11 protein-coding genes and 1 pseudogene are annotated in these 16,726 nt (G+C 68.3%); 9 read left to right on the top strand and 3 right to left on the bottom strand.

All coding sequences use genetic code 11. The annotated features are described in order from the left end of the window. Positions 1-246 precede the first annotated feature (246 nt). From wecB to VG566_RS10800, 4 genes and pseudogenes are all read left to right on the top strand, one after another. A pseudogene (gene wecB, locus VG566_RS10815) lies at positions 247-1,430 on the top strand (non-hydrolyzing UDP-N-acetylglucosamine 2-epimerase). After that, complete coding sequence (locus VG566_RS10810) at positions 1,427-3,628, top strand: hypothetical protein (RefSeq protein ID WP_069118008.1); 2,202 nt, start codon at positions 1,427-1,429, stop codon at positions 3,626-3,628. The pseudogene wecB and the gene VG566_RS10810 overlap by 4 nt, the downstream one beginning before the upstream one ends. Before the next feature lie 6 nt (positions 3,629-3,634). After that, on the top strand, positions 3,635-5,782 hold the full coding sequence (locus tag VG566_RS10805; RefSeq protein ID WP_197561546.1) for a glycosyl transferase family protein: 2,148 nt from the start codon (positions 3,635-3,637) through the stop codon (positions 5,780-5,782). Continuing rightward, a complete protein-coding gene (locus VG566_RS10800) occupies positions 5,779-8,613 on the top strand; it encodes an NfrA family protein (RefSeq protein WP_241884630.1) in 2,835 nt (944 codons plus the stop codon). Before VG566_RS10805 ends, VG566_RS10800 begins: the two co-directional genes overlap by 4 nt. Here VG566_RS10800 and VG566_RS10795 read toward each other — a convergent pair. The 3 genes from VG566_RS10795 to ettA form a co-directional block, all read right to left on the bottom strand. After that, entirely contained in the window at positions 8,607-9,611 is a 1,005-nt protein-coding gene (locus tag VG566_RS10795; RefSeq protein WP_230548470.1) for a DUF4434 domain-containing protein, read from the bottom strand. The genes VG566_RS10800 and VG566_RS10795 overlap by 7 nt on opposite strands. A 139-nt stretch (positions 9,612-9,750) precedes the next feature. Continuing rightward, positions 9,751-11,067, bottom strand: coding sequence for an NCS2 family permease (locus VG566_RS10790; protein ID WP_032962452.1), 1,317 nt, complete (start codon positions 11,065-11,067; stop codon positions 9,751-9,753). 92 nt (positions 11,068-11,159) lie between these two features. Beyond that, the gene (gene ettA / locus VG566_RS10785; RefSeq protein ID WP_005415249.1) at positions 11,160-12,824 is read right to left on the bottom strand and encodes an energy-dependent translational throttle protein EttA; all 1,665 of its coding nucleotides are present in this window, start codon (positions 12,822-12,824) and stop codon (positions 11,160-11,162) included. 254 nt (positions 12,825-13,078) lie between these two features. On the opposite strand from ettA, the gene VG566_RS10780 reads away from it, so the two are divergent. The 5 genes from VG566_RS10780 to nrdR all read left to right on the top strand — a co-directional run bounded on the left by VG566_RS10780 (position 13,079) and on the right by nrdR (position 16,686). Further along, the gene (locus VG566_RS10780; protein WP_049408719.1) at positions 13,079-13,549 is read left to right on the top strand and encodes an RcnB family protein; all 471 of its coding nucleotides are present in this window, start codon (positions 13,079-13,081) and stop codon (positions 13,547-13,549) included. 188 nt (positions 13,550-13,737) lie between these two features. Then, a complete protein-coding gene (glyA, locus tag VG566_RS10775; RefSeq protein ID WP_241884631.1) occupies positions 13,738-14,991 on the top strand; it encodes a serine hydroxymethyltransferase in 1,254 nt (417 codons plus the stop codon). Between the two features lie 124 nt (positions 14,992-15,115). Next, a complete protein-coding gene (locus VG566_RS10770) occupies positions 15,116-15,535 on the top strand; it encodes a hypothetical protein (RefSeq protein ID WP_014645915.1) in 420 nt (139 codons plus the stop codon). Between the two features lie 27 nt (positions 15,536-15,562). After that, positions 15,563-16,012, top strand: a complete 450-nt coding sequence (locus tag VG566_RS10765) for a hypothetical protein (protein WP_032962449.1) — start codon at positions 15,563-15,565, stop codon at positions 16,010-16,012. A gap of 152 nt (positions 16,013-16,164) precedes the next feature. Further along, positions 16,165-16,686: a transcriptional regulator NrdR gene (gene nrdR / locus VG566_RS10760; RefSeq protein ID WP_010481984.1), complete on the top strand. Its 522-nt coding sequence runs from the start codon at positions 16,165-16,167 to the stop codon at positions 16,684-16,686. The last annotated feature ends 40 nt before the right edge of the window (positions 16,687-16,726 follow it).

The following is a 16,726-nucleotide window of genomic DNA, read 5'->3' as shown; positions in this document are numbered from 1 at the left end:
CTGCTGCGTTCCGCCGCAACGTCGCCCGGCTCACGGGCGGCGTTGACTGCGTCTTGATCCTGCAACGATGAAGATCGATGCCACGACGCGCATACAGACGCCTTAGTGTGATGTATGTCGCGAATTTGGAGTTTCCTCATGAGGTGACCGTCTCCTGCCTGCGGGTGCTGGACGGCAACGCCGAAAGGATCCAGACGTGGCTACTGCTGCTTGCCCCCTTCCGCGCCGGCTTTCGGGAGCGCTCCGGTGAAGGTCCTGTCGGTGTTCGGCACGCGACCGGAAGCCATCAAGATGGGGCCGCTGGTGCGCGCCCTGGCACACGCTGCGGATATCGAATCGGTGGTCTGCATCACCGGGCAGCACCGGGCGATGCTCGACCAGGTGATGGCGCTGTTCGAGATCACCGCCGACCATGACCTCGATGTCATGGTGCCCAACCAGACCCTCAATGGCCTGTGTTCCAGGCTGTTCGAACGGCTTGACGCGCTCTACACGCAGGTCCGGCCCGACTACGTGCTGGTGCATGGCGATACCACCACGGCGATGACCGCGGCCCTGGCCGCGTTCCATCACCGCATCCCGATCGGCCATGTCGAGGCCGGCCTGCGCACCGGCGACATCCACCGGCCGTGGCCGGAGGAGATGAACCGGCGGGTGATCGATGTGGTCGGCCATCAGTTGTATGCACCCACTCCCGGCTCGCGCGCCAACCTGGCCCGTGAGCACCTGGGCGGGCAGATCCTGGTCACCGGCAACACCGTCATCGATGCCCTGCAGCAGACCGTGCAGCGGCTGGATGCCGATCCGGCACTGCGTGCGCAGGCCGACGAACCCTTCCATATGCTCGACCCCGGCCGCCGGCTGCTGCTGGTCACCGGCCATCGCCGCGAGAGTTTCGGCCAGGGCTTCGAGGACATCTGCCGTGCGCTGGCCGAGCTGGCACGGCGGCCGGACCTGCAGGTGCTGTACCCGGTGCACCTCAACCCGAACGTGCAGGGCCCGGTCAATGCCCACCTCGGCAACCTCGACAACGTGCACCTGGTGCCACCGCAGGATTACCTGCGCTTCGTGCGCCTGATGCAGCGCGCCGACGTCATCCTCACCGACTCCGGTGGCGTGCAGGAAGAAGCCCCGGCGCTGGCCAAACCGGTGCTGGTGATGCGCGATGTCACCGAACGGCCGGAGGCGGTCGAAGCCGGTGTGGTCACGCTGGTCGGCACCACGCCCTCGCGCATCGTCGATGCGGTCAACGCGGTGTTGGCACGCCCCCCGCAGCCGGCCCGCTTCGACCCCGATGCCAGCCCCTACGGGGATGGCCGCGCCAGCGCCCGCATCGTCGCCGCCCTGCGCGGTGCGCCCCTTCCCGAATTCTCGCCCGGCGTCCGCAGCAGCGGCGCCGTCCACCCCATCCACGCGAAGTGACGCCATGACCCAGACCGGCCGCTCTTCCCTGTTTGCATCCGCCGCTGCGTTCGTCCTGTCGGGCGTGGTTGGCAGTGCCCATGCCGCCGACAGCGTCGCCGGCCAGTTCACCGAATGGAGCAGCGACAGCACGGTGAACCGGCAGATGACCCTGCGCGAACTCGGTTTCCGCCAGCCACTGGTGCTGAGCGGGCAGGAGAGCCAGCGCGAGGTCTACCTGCCGGTGCCGGCCGGTGTGGCCACCCGCGACGCGCAGCTGCAGCTGGATGGGCGCTATGTGCGCGGCCACGCCGGGCGCACCTCGGGCCTGTGGTCGGTCGATGGCGACCCGATCGCGGCGCGTTCGATCACCGATGCCCAGGGCGATGCCAGCCAGCTGCTGGCCATCGATGGCGAACCCCGCCAGAGCGGCTTCGTACGGGTCGGCGTCGGCTGGTGGTCGATCGTGTCCGATTACCAGTGCGCCGACCAGAGCGCGCCGGCCAATGTGCTGCGGCTGTCGCCGGACTCGCGTTTCAGCTACCGCTTCGACGGCCGCGCCGTGGATACCGTTGCCAAGGCGTGGGGGGCGCTGCCACCGCGGGTGCGCCTGCTGGTGGATGGCAAGGCGCTGCAGGCACCGGCCTACGATGCGGCCTGGCGCATCGGTACCGCGTTGCAGGCCGGGGGCAAACAGGTGCAGGTGGTGGCCCTGCCCAAGGTCGGTGACAGCGTTGACCTCGCCGGTATCAGCATCCCGGCCAGCCTGCAGGGCGTGCCGGCCTACGCCGCGCTGGCCACGGGTGAGCGCGCGCATGCGATCAGGGATCTGGCCGAAGTCGGCGCGCTGCTGTCATTGCGGGACAGCGGGCCGTTGGCCGCCGATGTGATGATCGGCAGCGATGCACTGCGCGCCGGCGTGCGTGCGGCGCTGGATGCGCTGGCCGTACAGGTCGGTGCGGCGGGGGCCGATGCGGGCACCGCGTTCGCCGCGTGGCGCGGTACCGGCATGGGCGGCCTGGAAAAGCCCGCCGCCAACGCGTCGGTCAGCGTGGTGGCCGTGGCCGGGCGTCCGACGCTGGTGGTCGACCCGGCGGCGGCGGGCAAGGTCGCCGGGCTGCTCGCCGAGCAGTGGCGCAGCTATGCACTGGGCCGCAGCCTGCAGGTCAGCGCAGCGGGCACGCCCAGACTGGATGGTGACCAGGTACTGCTGAGCCGGCTCGGCAACATCGCCGGCACCATGGATGTGGTGACCCGCGCCGACCGCAGCGCCAGCTTCGACCTCGGCGCACTGTCGGCCGATGGCCGCCTGCCCGAGCAGGTGGTGATCGATGTCTCGGCGGCCCCCAACGCGGCCGGGCAGGGCGCGGTCGCCACGATCTACCTCAACGATTACCTGCTGGGTGGCAAGGTGCTGTCGGCCAACGGCCAGCCGCAACGGCTGGTGGCCAAGGTGCCGGCCTACGCGCTGTCGGCACGCAACGAGATCCGTGTCAGCTTCCTGCGCCAGCCGGCGCGTCCCTACTGCCACGATCCGGCCACGGGCTATCCGGTCTCGATCCTGCCCAGCAGCCACCTGACCCTGGCCAAGCGTTCGCTGGGCAGTGACTTCGTGGGTGCCAGCAGCCAGCTGTCGCGCGGCAACCAGGTGTTCGTGCCCGGCACCTGGCTGCAGGATGCGCCGGCCTCGCTGGGCAAGGTCATCGCGGTGACCAGCGCAGTGGGCGCATCGCCGGAGGCATCGGAACTGAAGGTGGTCGAAGCCGGTGCCGTGGTCAGCCCGGGCGCGCCGTGGCTGGCGTTCGGCGTGGCGCCATCCGGTGTCGATATGGCCGGCCTGAAGGATGGCCACCTGCTGATCGGCGGCAAGCCGCAACCGCTGTTGGATGTGAGCGGGCTGGATCGTGCCGCGGTGGTGCAGGTGGGGTCGTCCGGTGGCCAGCTGGGCGTTGTTTACAGCGACCTCGGTGCGCAGTCACCGCCGTTCGGCGCCCCATTCCGTTTGCTGCGGGGCGATCTCGCCGTGCTCGACGGCAGTGATGCCGTGCGCGAATTCGACCGCCAGGATCCCTACGGCACGCGTATCGCGCAGGACGGCAACCCGCAATCGAAGTGGGAACGGCACATGGTCTGGCTGCTGCTGCTGGTCGGCGTGATCGTGTTCGCGCTGCTGGCCGCCCGCGTCACCCAGGTGCGTCGCCGCAAGTCCGCCAACACAGGGCACTGATCCACCGTGGACGGTCTGTTCTGGAACATCCAGCTGGCCAACTACTACGCCGCCCTGGAAACCACGGCGGCGGCGGTGGCCGTGCTGATCCTGATCTCCAGCCTCGATGACCTGTTCATCGATGTCTGGTACTGGGTACGCGAGAGCTGGCGCGCGCTCACGATCAAGCGCCGCGATGCCTACCGGCCGCTGACCCAGGACGACCTGCTGCAGCGCCCGCAGCAGCCGCTGGCGATCATGGTGCCGGCGTGGATGGAGTACGACGTCATCGCGCAGATGGTGGAGAACATGATCAACGTGCTCGATTACCGCGAGTACGTCGTGTTCGTCGGCACCTATCCCAACGACCAGCAGACCATCGATGAGGTCGAGCGCATGCGCCGCCGCTACAAGCGCCTGCGCCGCGTGGAAGTGCCGCACGACGGGCCGACCAGCAAGGCCGACTGCCTGAACTGGCTGATCCTGGCGATCTTCGACTACGAGAAGCGCCACGACATCGAGTTCGCCGGGGTGATCCTGCACGATAGCGAGGACGTGCTGCATCCGATGGAACTGCGCTTCTACAACTACCTGCTGCCGCGCAAGGACATGATCCAGCTGCCGGTCACCTCGCTGGACCGCGAGTGGTATGAGCTGGTTGCCGGTGTCTACATGGACGAATTCGCCGAATGGCACGCCAAGGATTTGGTCGTGCGTGAAAGTGTTTCCGGCATGGTGCCATCGGCGGGCGTCGGTACCTGCTTCTCGCGGCGCGCGCTGCTGGCGCTAAGCGCGCAGACCGACAACCAGCCCTTCAACACCGACAGCCTCACCGAGGATTATGACGTCGGTGCGCGGCTGGCGGCGATGGGCATGCAGTCGATCTTCGCCCGCTTCCCGGTGCAGTTCCGCGTGCGTCGCCCGTCCTGGTTCGGCTGGGGGCCGGTGCGCGAGCGCACCCAGCAGATGGCGCTGTGCGTGCGCGAGTACTTCCCCGACAACTTCCGTGCCTCGTACCGGCAGAAGGCGCGCTGGGTGCTGGGCATCGGCCTGCAGAGCTGGGAGTCGCTGGGCTGGCGCGGCTCGCTGGCCACCAAGTACCTGCTGGCGCGCGACCGCAAGGGCATCATCACCTCGTTCGTCAGCATCATTGCCTACCTCATCTTCCTGCAGCTGCTGCTGTTCTGGCTGCTGAAGATGTCCGGGGTGTGGACGATGCAGTTTCCCAGCGTGTTCCAGGCCGGCACCTGGCAGATGACGGTGGCGCTGCTGACCACCGCAGCGCTGGCCACCCGCGTCGTGCAGCGCTTCTATTTCGTCAACCGGCTGTACGGCTGGGAGCATGCCTTGATGTCGATCCCGCGGATGGTGGTCGGCAACATGATCAACTTCATGGCCACCGCCCGCGCGTGGAAGGTGTTCCTGGCCTACCTGCTGTTCGGCAAGCGCATGGTCTGGGACAAGACCATGCACGACTTCCCGGACGCGGCGCAGCTGGTGCAGACGCGCAAGCAGCTCGGCGAACTGTTGACCACCTGGCAGGCGGTGGAGCCGGAGCGCCTGCAGCAGGCACTGGAGCAGCAGCAGGACGGCCGGCAGCAGCCGCTGGGCCGCATCCTGCTCACCCAGGGGTGGCTGGATGATGAGACCCTGGCCGAGGCGATCGCCTTCCAGGGCGACCTGCCTCGTGCGGTGATTGACGTGGACTACCTGCGCGCCTGCCACTTCCCGGTCAGTGCCGATGCCTGCGTGCAATGGCGCATGTTGCCGCTGCCACCGCGCCAGCAGGGCACCCTGCGGCTGGCCGTGGCCAGCCCATTGCCCGAAGAAGCGTTGGCACTGCTGAAGCAGGAAACCCGCAGCGAGCACATCGAACAGAGCATTGCCCGCGAAAGCGAAATCAACGCAGGCCTGCGCCTGATCGGCGGCGACCGGCACTGGCAGCTGGACAACGTGCCCCTGCTGGGCGACCTGCTGGTGGAGATGCGCCTGATCGACCACGCGCGCTTCGAGATCGCATTGGACGCGTACAAGCCGCAGCGCGACGGCCGCATCGGCGATTACCTGGTCAAGCAGGGCATCACCACCGAAGACGCCGTGGCCCAGGCCATGCAGGAACAGCGCCGGCGTGCGGCGGCGCTGCAGTCGCCGCCTCCCGGAGCCTTGCCAGCATGAAGACCACGCTGCTGTCCTCCGTCATTGCCGTGGCACTGGCCACGGCGGCCGCGCCGGTGCTGGCCCAGGCCGATGCAGCACTGCCGTTGTCCGGTGCGGCCTACCGCGTCGCCGAGCAGGCGTTTGCCGCCTATGAGCGCGGTGACTACCCGGCGGCTTACCGGCAGTCCACCGAAGCGATCCGGCTGCGCCCGGACGTGGTGCGGCTGCGCCTGTTGCAGATCTATGCGCTGCAGAAACTGGGGCGGGGTGCCGAGGCCCAGCAGCAGGCACGTCGTGCACTGGATGCGGGATTGAAGGATCCGGCGTTGCCGGCGCTGGCCGCTGCCACCGCTGCGCGCAGCACGCCTCCGGATGCCAGGAGCGGGCGCGCACCCTCCCCACCGCGCGTGGCTGGCAGCGGCGCAGACCGCGCCAGGCAGCAGGCCTACGCGCTGGCCACCGAGGCCTACGCCGCTTATGACGCCGGGCGGATGGGAGAGGCAGCCAGCAAGGCCGAGCAGGCCTTCCGGCAGCAGCCAACGCAGGGCGCCTGGGCGATGCTGTGGGTGGCCGCGCTGGAAGCACAGCAGCAGCCCGAACAGGCCGACGCCGCCATTGCCACCGCGCTGCAGCTGGGCGCGCCGAATGTCGAGGCATTGCGCGCACGGCGCGTGGCGCTGGATCGACAGCGCGCGCTGCTGCAGGCCCAGCAGGCGTACCGGTCGCTGTCCACGCAGGATGATGCCGCGGCCGTTGCGCAGGCACGTGCCGCTGTCGAGCTGGCACCGGAGGTGGCGACGTACCGGTTGCTGCTGATTACCGCGCAGCTGCAGCAGGGGCAGCTGGCCGACGCCGAGCGCAGTGCCGACCAGGCGTTGCAGGCCGACGGCCAGGATCTCAATGCGCGGGTGATGCGCGGCTACCTGCGCCAGCGCCAGGGCAACAGCCTGCTCGCCAACGAGGACTTCGACGCCGCGCTCGCCATGCCGGGCTCAACGACGCAGCAGCGCAACGTGCGCCTGCTGGCGGTGGATGCGGCCCTGGCCGCTGGGGATCGCGCACGTGCGGCTGCACTGCTGGCGCCGCTGCGCGCGGCATTGCCAGCAGATGCCAGCGATGCACGCGCGCAGCAGCTGCTGCAGCAGGGCATCGAGCAGCGCGCCAAGGCGGTCCGTTCCAGTCGCGAGCGTCCGCGCATGAGCGCGCAGACCTATCCGGCGCCGTTCCAGCACTGCCAGTCTGGCGACAGCGGCAACCGTTGCGAGTTGATGCCGGCCGACCTGCAGGGCGACGGTGGCGCCGCGCAGCGTGCCTACGCGGCCTACGCGCGCCGGGACTACGCCGAGGCCATCGGCGAGGCGCGGCAGGCCGTGCAGCTCGCACCGGAGGACGCGAGCCTGCAGGGGCTGCTGACCACCACGCTGGCGGCAGGCAACCGCAGCCAGCAGGACGAAGCACGGCAGCGTCTGGATGCGGCGCTGGCACAGCGCCCTGACGATGCGGAGGCGCTGATGCAGCGCGGCTACCTCAACCAGAAGGCGCACGAGCCGGCGCGCGCACTGGCCGACTTCCGTGCCGCCGAGGCGACCGGCAGGGCACCAAAGGGCGTGGTGCTTGACCAGGCCTACGCCAGCGCGGCCAACGGCGATCACCCGCAGGCGGTGACCCTGCTGCGGACGGCCATTGATCGTGCCGATGCCGGCGAGCTGCCACTGGATGCGCACCAGCGCTACAACGTGCGCAATGCCATCGCCAACTATTCGCGCGAGTGGGGCGTGATCGCCTCGGCCGGCTTCCGTGGCGCGCGCCAGGCGGCGACCAATGTCGGCGGCGCGGCGATCAGTACGCCGGGTGATTCGGTGTTCAGCACGCTTGAAGCGTTCTGGCGCCCGCCGGCTTTCAATGACCAGCACGGCGCGCTGGAGCTTTACGCGCGGCTGCTCAACACCCTGTACGACCAGGGTGGCACCTACGAGTCGCTCCGCGCCGTGGACCCGTGCACCGGCGAATCGACGCCCGATGCACGCGCACGCGCCGAACGGCTCAGCCGCTCGCGTTCCACCACCGGCTGGCCGTCCACCATCGCCTCGTTCGGCCTGCGCTACGCCTTCGGCCAGACCGGCCTGAGCGCCGGCATCGAGCGTCGCCAGTTCCTCGGCAGCGCCACCCGCACGGGCGATGTCTACCCCGCTTCGGCGGCCGTGCAATGCAGCCTGCAGCTGGCCCGCAACCCGCCACTGGAAGCCAGCACACTGGCCCGCTACCGCCTGGCCAGCGGTTCCGGTGGCTGGATGTCCTACCTGACCTACGGCTATTACCACGGCACCGACCTGCGCACCGACGTGAATCAGTGGTGGATGGTCAGTGGCTACGCGCAGGGCGGTTACACGTGGGATGACAACAGCGCGCATTTCACCCTCGACGCACTCGATGCCAATGGCACGCCGGTGCGCCGGGTGGGCGATGCCAACGGGCGCCTGCATCGCGAACAGTGGTTCGCTGCCGGTGAACTGCGTGCCGGCCGCAGCTTCCGCTTTGGTGCCGGGCGGACCCACTGGGTGGTCACGCCGTATGTGGTGGTGGGGGCGGACTGGCTGGACCAGCGCTCGCGCGTGCGCGACATCCGCTACCCGCTGTTCCCGGCGCAGTCGTTCGCACTCAACGATACGCAGCGCAGCTGGTCACTCGGCGCAGGGCCGGGCGTGGGCGTGCGCTACTGGTTCCGCGAAGACCACTACAACACGCCGCGTTCCTACCTGGACCTGACCGTGCAGTACCGCTTCGCGATCGGCGGCGGTGATACGCAGCGCGCCAAGGGCCTGTTCGCCACCGCCATCCTCTCCTACTGAGGCAGGCCCCAACGTCGTCGCAGCGCCGCGGCCTGCGGCGTGTCCTGGGTCAGCCACGGCTCCAGTGCATAGACCAGCACGTGCTGCGCACCGCTGTCGTGCGCCCACGCCAGCTGCCGCTGGATGCGCGCGGCATCTGCGGTTTCGCCCTTGAACGCGCTGCCGTCGGCGGGGCTGCCGGGCAGTTCGCGGAACAGTTCGACGATCGCATCGAACCCGATGCCCTGTGCCCGGAAATGGCCGAGCAGCGGTTGCAGCTGCTGCACGTTGCCGGCGCCGGCCACCCCCACGCCGTCCTGCACCATCGGCCGCAGCGCGGCCCGTGCCAGCACCGCCTGCCACAGCGCGACCAGGTCGCCGTCGGTCTGCAGGCGGCTGAAGTAGCAGGAGATCGCACAGTCACCGCCGCGCGCGCTGGCGGCCTGCGCCAGCCCGTGCAGCCACTGCGCCAGCCATTGCTGGCGGGCCGGATCGGCCCAGTGGAACTGCTCCAGTTCGTAGGGCAGGTACCAGCCGCCGAAGGCGGGCTGCTGCGCCCACGGCGCCTGTGCCAACCAGCTGCGCGCGTGCGCCAGGCTGTCGGCCAGGAACGCCTGCAGCGTGGCGTCGTCGGCGCCGATGGCCTGCCACCAGCGTTGCTGGAAGGGCAGGCCAACGCGGATGCGGATGTCGTTCTCGCTGGCGGCGGTGAACAGCTGCTGCAGGTTGCTGTCCGGCAGCGACCAGTCGCCATCGCTGCCACCGACGATGCCGGTCCACTGCAGCACCAGCTGCCGGCAGCCCAGCGCGTGGGCAAGCTTCAACGAACGTTGCCAGTCGGCCGGGCCCCACTGCAGATGGCTGCGCCAGGGCTGCAGGAAGGTGCCATCCACCTGCACCGGCAGCGAACAGCCGGGCAGGGTGGCGAGCGTAGCGGCCAACGGCGCCAGCACTGCCGCGCGCAGCAACCGGCGGCGCAACGGCGAAGACGGATCCGTGGGAAGGTCGGGCCGAACCATGCCCGCATCATCCCAGAGCACCGTGGGTGGGAGGTGAACCCCGCGCCGGGTGGTGCCGGCCGCTGGCCGGCATCGTGCCCCGGGTGGCAGGTGAATCACCATCCGGTAGTGCCGGCCGCTGGCCGGCATCGCGCCCCGATTATTCCAACGCGTAGCGCAGCGCGAACAGCACCGCCACCAGCCACACCGCCGGATGCACTTCGCGCCAGCGGCCGGTGCCGGCCTTCAGCGCCGCATACGCGATGAAGCCAAACGCCAGGCCATTAGCGATGGAGTAGGTGAACGGCATCGCCAGGGCACACAGTGCGGCCGGCACCGATTCGGTCAGGTCGCTCCAGTCCACGTCCACCAGTTCGCGCAGCATCAGGCCGGCCACGAACAGCAGCGCCGGTGCGGTGGCATAGCCGGGCACCATCGCCGCCAGCGGCGAGAACAGCAGTGCGGCCAGGAACAGTGCCGACACCACCAGTGCAGTCAGGCCGGTGCGGCCGCCCACCTGCACGCCCGAGGCGCTTTCAGCGAACGCGGTAGTGCTGCTGGTGCCCAGCAGCGAACCGGCCACGATCGCCGTGCTGTCGGCCAGCAGCGCGCGGCCGAATCGCTTCTGCGCGCCCGGCAGTTTCAGCAGTCCGGCGCGACCGACCACGCCATACAGGGTGCCGGTGGCATCGAACACTTCCACCAGCACGAACACCAGCACCACCTGCAGCAACACGGCGATCGGCGCGCCACCGTTGTGGTGCAGCAGGCCCGGCAGGTCCAGCTGCAGGAAGGTCGGCGCCAGGCTCGGCGGCAGCGAGACCAGGCCCTGGTACTGCACGTCGCCCAATGCCCAGCCCGCGCCGGTCACCGCCAGGATCCCGATCAGGATCGCGCCACGGATACGGCGCGCTTCCAGCACCGCGATCAGCAGGAAGCCGGCCAGTGCCAGCAGCGGCGGCGCCGTATTCAACGGGCCCAGCGCCACCAGCGTGTCTTCATTGCCGACGATCACGCCGGACTTCTGCAGCGCGATGATCGCCAGGAACAGGCCGATGCCGGCCACGATCGCCGAGCGCAGCGACGAAGGAATGCCCGACACCAGCCACGCCCGCACACCGGTCAGCGACAGCACCAGGAACACCAGGCCGGAGATGAATACCGCGCCCAGTGCCTGCTGCCACGGCAGGCCGGCGGCACCGACCACGGTGAAGGCGAAGAACGCGTTCAGGCCCATGCCCGGTGCCATGCCGACCGGGAAGTTGGCCGCCAGCGCCATCACCGCCGAACCCAGCGCAGCGGCCAGGCAGGTGGCCACGAACACCGCACCCGCATCCATGCCGGTGGTGCCGAGGATTTCCGGGTTGACGAAGACGATGTAGGACATCGTCAGGAAGGTGGTGACACCGGCCAGCAGCTCGGTGCGCACGGTGGTGCCGTGCTGCTGCAGCTGGAACAGGCGTTCGAACAGGGACATGGGGCGTCTCGCAACAATAAGGTGTCACGACCAACGGTCGTGACCTACCCGAATGCAGAACGGCCGCGCAGAGCGCGGCCGTTCTTCCTTTCTTACTTCAGCGCCTTGAAGCGCAGGCGCTTCGGCGCGGCATCGTCGCCCATGCGACGCTTCTTGTCTTCCTCGTACTCGCGGTAGTTGCCCTGGAAGAACTCCACGTGCGAGTCGCCTTCGAAAGCGATGATGTGCGTGGCGATGCGGTCCAGGAACCAGCGGTCGTGCGAGATCACGAAGGTGTTGCCCGGGAACTCCAGCAGCGCGTCTTCCAGCGCACGCAGCGTTTCGATGTCCAGGTCGTTGGACGGTTCGTCGAGCAGCAGCACGTTGCCGCCCTGCAGCAGGGTCTTGGCCATGTGCAGGCGGCCACGCTCACCACCGGACAGCGAGCCGACCATCTTCTGCTGGTCCTGGCCCTTGAAGTTGAAGCGGCCGATGTAGGCGCGCGACTGGATCTCGATGCCGTTGATGTTGAGGATGTCCAGGCCACCGGCGATTTCCTGGAAGACGTTGTGGTTGCCTTCCAGCTTGTCGCGGCTCTGGTCCACGTAGGACAGCTGCACGGTCGGGCCGATCACGATCTCGCCCGAATCCGGCTTCTCCTGGCCGGTGATCATCTTGAACAGCGTCGACTTGCCGGCGCCGTTCGGGCCGATGATGCCGACGATCGCGCCCGGCGGAATCAGCATCGACAGGTTGTCGATCAGCAGGCGGTCGCCGAACTTCTTGGAGACGTTCTTGAACTCCATCACCATGTTGCCCAGGCGCTCGCCCGGCGGGATGAAGATTTCGTTGGTCTCGTTGCGCTTCTGGTAATCCTGCGACTGCAGCTCTTCCAGGCGGGCCAGACGGGCCTTGCCCTTGGAGCGGCCGCCCTTGGCGTTCTGGCGCGACCACTCCAGTTCCTTCTGGATCGCCTTCTGGCGGGCCTTTTCCTGGTTCTCTTCCTGCTTCAGGCGCTCATCCTTCTGCACCAGCCATTCGGTGTAGTTGCCCTTCCACGGAATGCCGCGGCCGCGGTCCAGTTCCAGGATCCACTCGGCGGCGTTGTCCAGGAAGTAGCGATCGTGGGTGACCGCCACCACGGTGCCGGTATAGCGCGCCAGGAACTGTTCCAGCCATTCCACCGACTCGGCGTCGAGGTGGTTGGTCGGTTCGTCGAGCAGCAGCATGTCCGGCTTCTGCAGCAGCAGGCGGCACAGTGCGACGCGGCGCTTTTCACCGCCGGACAGGTTGGCGATCTTGGCATCCCACGGCGGCAGGCGCAGCGCATCGGCAGCCACGTCCAGCTGGTTTTCCAGGGTGTGCGCGTCGCCGGCGGCCAGGATCGCCTCGAGGCGCTCCTGTTCCTTGGCCAGCGCGTCGAAGTCGGCGCCTTCCTCGGCGTAGGCGGCGTACACCGCCTCCAGCGCGGCCTGGGCCTGCAGCACTTCGCCCACGCCTTCCTCGACCGACTCGCGCACGGTCTTGTTCGGGTCCAGTTCCGGTTCCTGCGCCAGGTAACCGACCTTGATGCCGGGCTGCGGGCGGGCTTCACCCTCGAAATCGGTGTCCACGCCGGCCATGATCTTCAGCACGGTGGACTTGCCGGCGCCGTTCAGGCCCAGCAGGCCGATCTTCGCGCCCGGGAAGAAGGACAGGGAAATGTCCTTGATGATCTGCCGCTTGGGCGGGACCACCTTGGACACGCGGTTCATGGTGTAGATGTATTGCGAGGACATGCGGTCTCCGTAGGCGCGGCCCTGCGCCCGACCCGTCACGGGAACATCCCGTTGCGGCAGCGGGCACAGACTGGAATGGAATACCGCCAATTATAGCCGGAACCGGTTCCGGCCCGCGCCCGGCCGGAGCCGCGCAGGCTGGCCGTGGCCTGAATACTCCGTCACAGTCCTGCAGCGGGAAGCGTTTCCAGCCGGAAACGGTTCAGATCGGTTGCGCAATATGGGCTCACCACCCACCCAAGCAGAGGTCTGACATGCGCATCAATCGAGTAATGGCCGGCGCCGTGGCCTCTGTGCTGGCGCTGGGCGCCGTGACCCCGGCCTTCGCCGACAACGACCATCGCCGCGACCACGACCGCCGCGAGTGGCGCGAGGATCGCCGTGAGTGGCGCCAGGACCGCCGCGACTGGGAGCGCGACCGCCGCGAGGCCCGGCGCGACTGGGAACGCGACCGCCGCGACTGGCACCGTGACCATGATCGCTACTACCGCCCGGCACCGCCGCGCGTGGTCTATCGCCCGGCCTATGGCCCGGGCTATGGCTGGAAGGTCGGCCACCGCTACCGCGACTACTACCGCGGCCCGGTCTACGTGGTGAACGACTACCCTCGCTACAACCTGCGCCGCCCGCCGTACGGCCATCAGTGGATCCGGGATGATCGCGGCAACATGCTGCTGGTGGCCATCGCCACCGGTGTGATCGCCCAGTACGTGCTCAGTCGCTGAGGATCGCGGCCGGGGGCGGATCCCTTTCCAACGGAAAGGGCTCTGACCCCACAACATCAATCGAAACCATACGGGGCCGGATTCCTTCGGGGATGCCGGCCCCGTCCGTTTCGGCCCCAGCGGGCCAGTGCAGGGCTACAATCGAGGGCTGAGCCGTACCCCCTTTTCCCTGCCTGCTGGAGTACCCGATGTTCCCGCGTGACGTCCGCATCGAATCCTACGATCCCGAACTGGCCAAGGCCATCGCCGCTGAGACCCAGCGCCAGGAAGACCACGTCGAGCTGATCGCCAGCGAGAACTACACCAGCCCGGCGGTGATGGAAGCCCAGGGCAGCCAGCTGACCAACAAGTACGCCGAAGGCTACCCGGGCAAGCGCTACTACGGTGGCTGCGAATACGTGGACATCGCCGAGCAGCTGGCGATCGACCGCCTGAAGCAGCTGTTCGATGCGGACTATGCCAACGTGCAGCCGCACAGCGGTTCGCAGGCCAACCAGGCCGTGTACTTCGCCCTGCTGCAGCCGGGTGACACCATCCTCGGCATGAGCCTGGCCCACGGTGGCCACCTCACCCACGGCGCCAAGGTCAATGCCTCGGGCAAGCTGTTCAACGCCGTGCAGTACGGCGTCAACGACCAGGGCCTGATCGATTACGACGAAGTCGAGCGCCTGGCCCTGGAGCACAAGCCGAAGATGGTCGTGGCCGGCTTCTCGGCCTACTCGCAGGTGATCGACTGGGCGCGCTTCCGCGCCATCGCCGACAAGGTCGGCGCCTACCTGTTCGTCGACATGGCCCACGTCGCCGGCCTGGTCGCCGCAGGCGTCTACCCGAGCCCGCTGGAACACGCCCACGTGGTCACCTCCACCACCCACAAGACCCTGCGCGGCCCGCGCGGCGGCATCATCATCGCCAAGGGCGCCGACGAAGACCTGGTCAAGAAGCTGCAGTCGATCGTGTTCCCGGGCATCCAGGGCGGTCCGCTGATGCACGTCATCGCCGGCAAGGCCGTGGCCTTCAAGGAAGCGCTGGAGCCGGGCTTCAAGGCCTACCAGCAGCAGGTGGTGAAGAACGCCCAGGCGATGGCCAGCACGCTGATCGCGCGTGGCTACAAGATCGTCTCCGGCGGCACCCAGAACCACCTGATGCTGGTGGACATGATCGGCAAGGACGTGTCCGGCAAGGACGCGGAAGCCGCGCTGGGCAAGGCCCACATCACCGTCAACAAGAACTCGGTGCCGAACGACCCGCGTTCGCCGTTCGTGACCTCGGGCCTGCGCCTGGGCACCCCGGCGGTGACCACCCGCGGTTACGTCGAGCAGGATTGCGTCGACCTGGCCAACTGGATCGCCGACGTGCTCGACGCACCGAACGATGACGCGGTCATCGCCCGCGTGCGCGACGCCGTCAGCGCGCAGTGCCGCAAGTACCCGGTCTACGGCTGATCGGAGAGTGGGGTCGGAGCCCTTCCTGGCGGAAAGGGATCCGACCCCGCCTTCCGGATCGACGCAGGGGTCGGATCCCTTCCCGCAGGGAAGGGCTCTGACCCCGGCATTGGAGTAATTGCGCATGGATGAGCGCCACCTCAAGTACCTGTACACCGCGCTGGCGGTGCTGTTTGGCCTGCCCAGCCTGGTGATGGGCGGCGCGGCGGCGACGATGCTGCTGCTGATGGGGCTGGGCCAGTTCGGTCATGGCACGCTGGCCTCGGTGACGGTGATGCCGCTGTGGGGCCTGGCCGGCATTGCCGGCTGCCTGGCCTGGTTGTGGCTCAGCGCGGGTTTTCTGCTGCAGGGGCGTGCCGGGCTGCACGTGCACCGCCTCTGGTGGTGGATGCTGCTGGCGGGCGGTCTCGCCGCCTTGCCCCCGCTGGGGCTGGCGCTGTGGTGGGGCATCGCCGTGCATGCCGAAGGCATCGGCTTGTTGCTGCTGGGCCCGTCGATGCTGGTGCCGGCTGCGATGCTGGTGTGGATCAAACGCCGCGCATGACGTGGCCCATGGAAGGAAATCGAACGCATGGATGAGCGTCTGCACAAACGCTGGATGGCGATCGCCGGCCTGCTGGTGGGCCTGCCCACCGTGGCAGCAGGCGGCACGGGTGCCGTGCTGGGGCTGATGGTCGTATGGGACGGCAAGTACCTGACGGGCGACGAGCACACGTGGTTGCTGCTGTGGTCGTCGGCTGGAATCATCGGCCTGCTGTCGTGGTTGTGGCTGAGCGGCCTGTTCCTGTGGCGCGGTGTTGCCGGCCTGCGCCAATCACCGGTTGTCGCCTGGGTCGGCCTTGCGCTGGGGGTGCTGGCCGCGTTGGCCGTGGTCGCCGCCGCGTTGTACTTCACCTTCAAGCATGGGGAAATCTCGACCCTGGCCTTCCTTGGGTTCGGCCCGCCGCTGCTGGTGATGGCCGGGCACCTGGCGTGGCTGCGCTGGGCACGCGCGGCCCCGGTGCCGTCGGCACCTGGTTGAACGTCTGGTCCTGCTGACCTCACTGGACGCTCTGGTTGGCCGAAATGCAGGTACTTCCGCGCAGACAGCATTTGCCGCTGCGCCCTTTCTCAGGTACCTTTGCGACGCTGCCATGACCGTGGCAATAGGTACTTTCCTGAGCCAGGCGTTCCATGCACTGCCCCTTCTGCCAACATGCCGATACCCGGGTCATCGACTCGCGCGTCTCTGAAGACGGCGCGACGATCCGTCGTCGGCGTGAATGTGAAGCCTGCGGCGAGCGCTTCAGCACCCTGGAAACGGTCGAACTGAAGCTGCCGGCCATCGTCAAGAGCGATGGCACCCGCGAGGCGTTCGACCAGCGCAAGGTCCGCGCTGGCTTCGACCGCGCGCTGCAGAAGCGTGCGGTGGCCGAAGACAAGATCGAAGCAGCGGTGCGTGCGGTGGTTCACCAGCTGCGCATCAGCGGCGAGCGCGAAGTGCCCTCGATCAAGGTCGGCGAGTTCGTGATGAACGAACTGCGCAAGCTCGATCATGTCGGCTACGTGCGCTTCGCTTCGGTCTACCGCAGCTTCGAGGACGTGGCCGATTTCCGCGAGGAGATCGAGAAGCTCGAGCGCGACCTGCCGTCCAGTACCGAACAGCTGCAGCTGCTGGGCGATGTGATCGCCCTGACCAAGAAGAAGAAGGGCTGACTGCCTCTGCCTTGGGGGTGCCAACCTTGGTTGGCACCGA

It is taken from the genome of Stenotrophomonas sp. CASM114, from assembly GCF_049384325.1.
Classification (GTDB): domain Bacteria; phylum Pseudomonadota; class Gammaproteobacteria; order Xanthomonadales; family Xanthomonadaceae; genus Stenotrophomonas; species Stenotrophomonas muris.
Note: the sequence above shows the minus strand (reverse complement) of the source record. Positions and strands in the feature narration are given on the sequence as shown.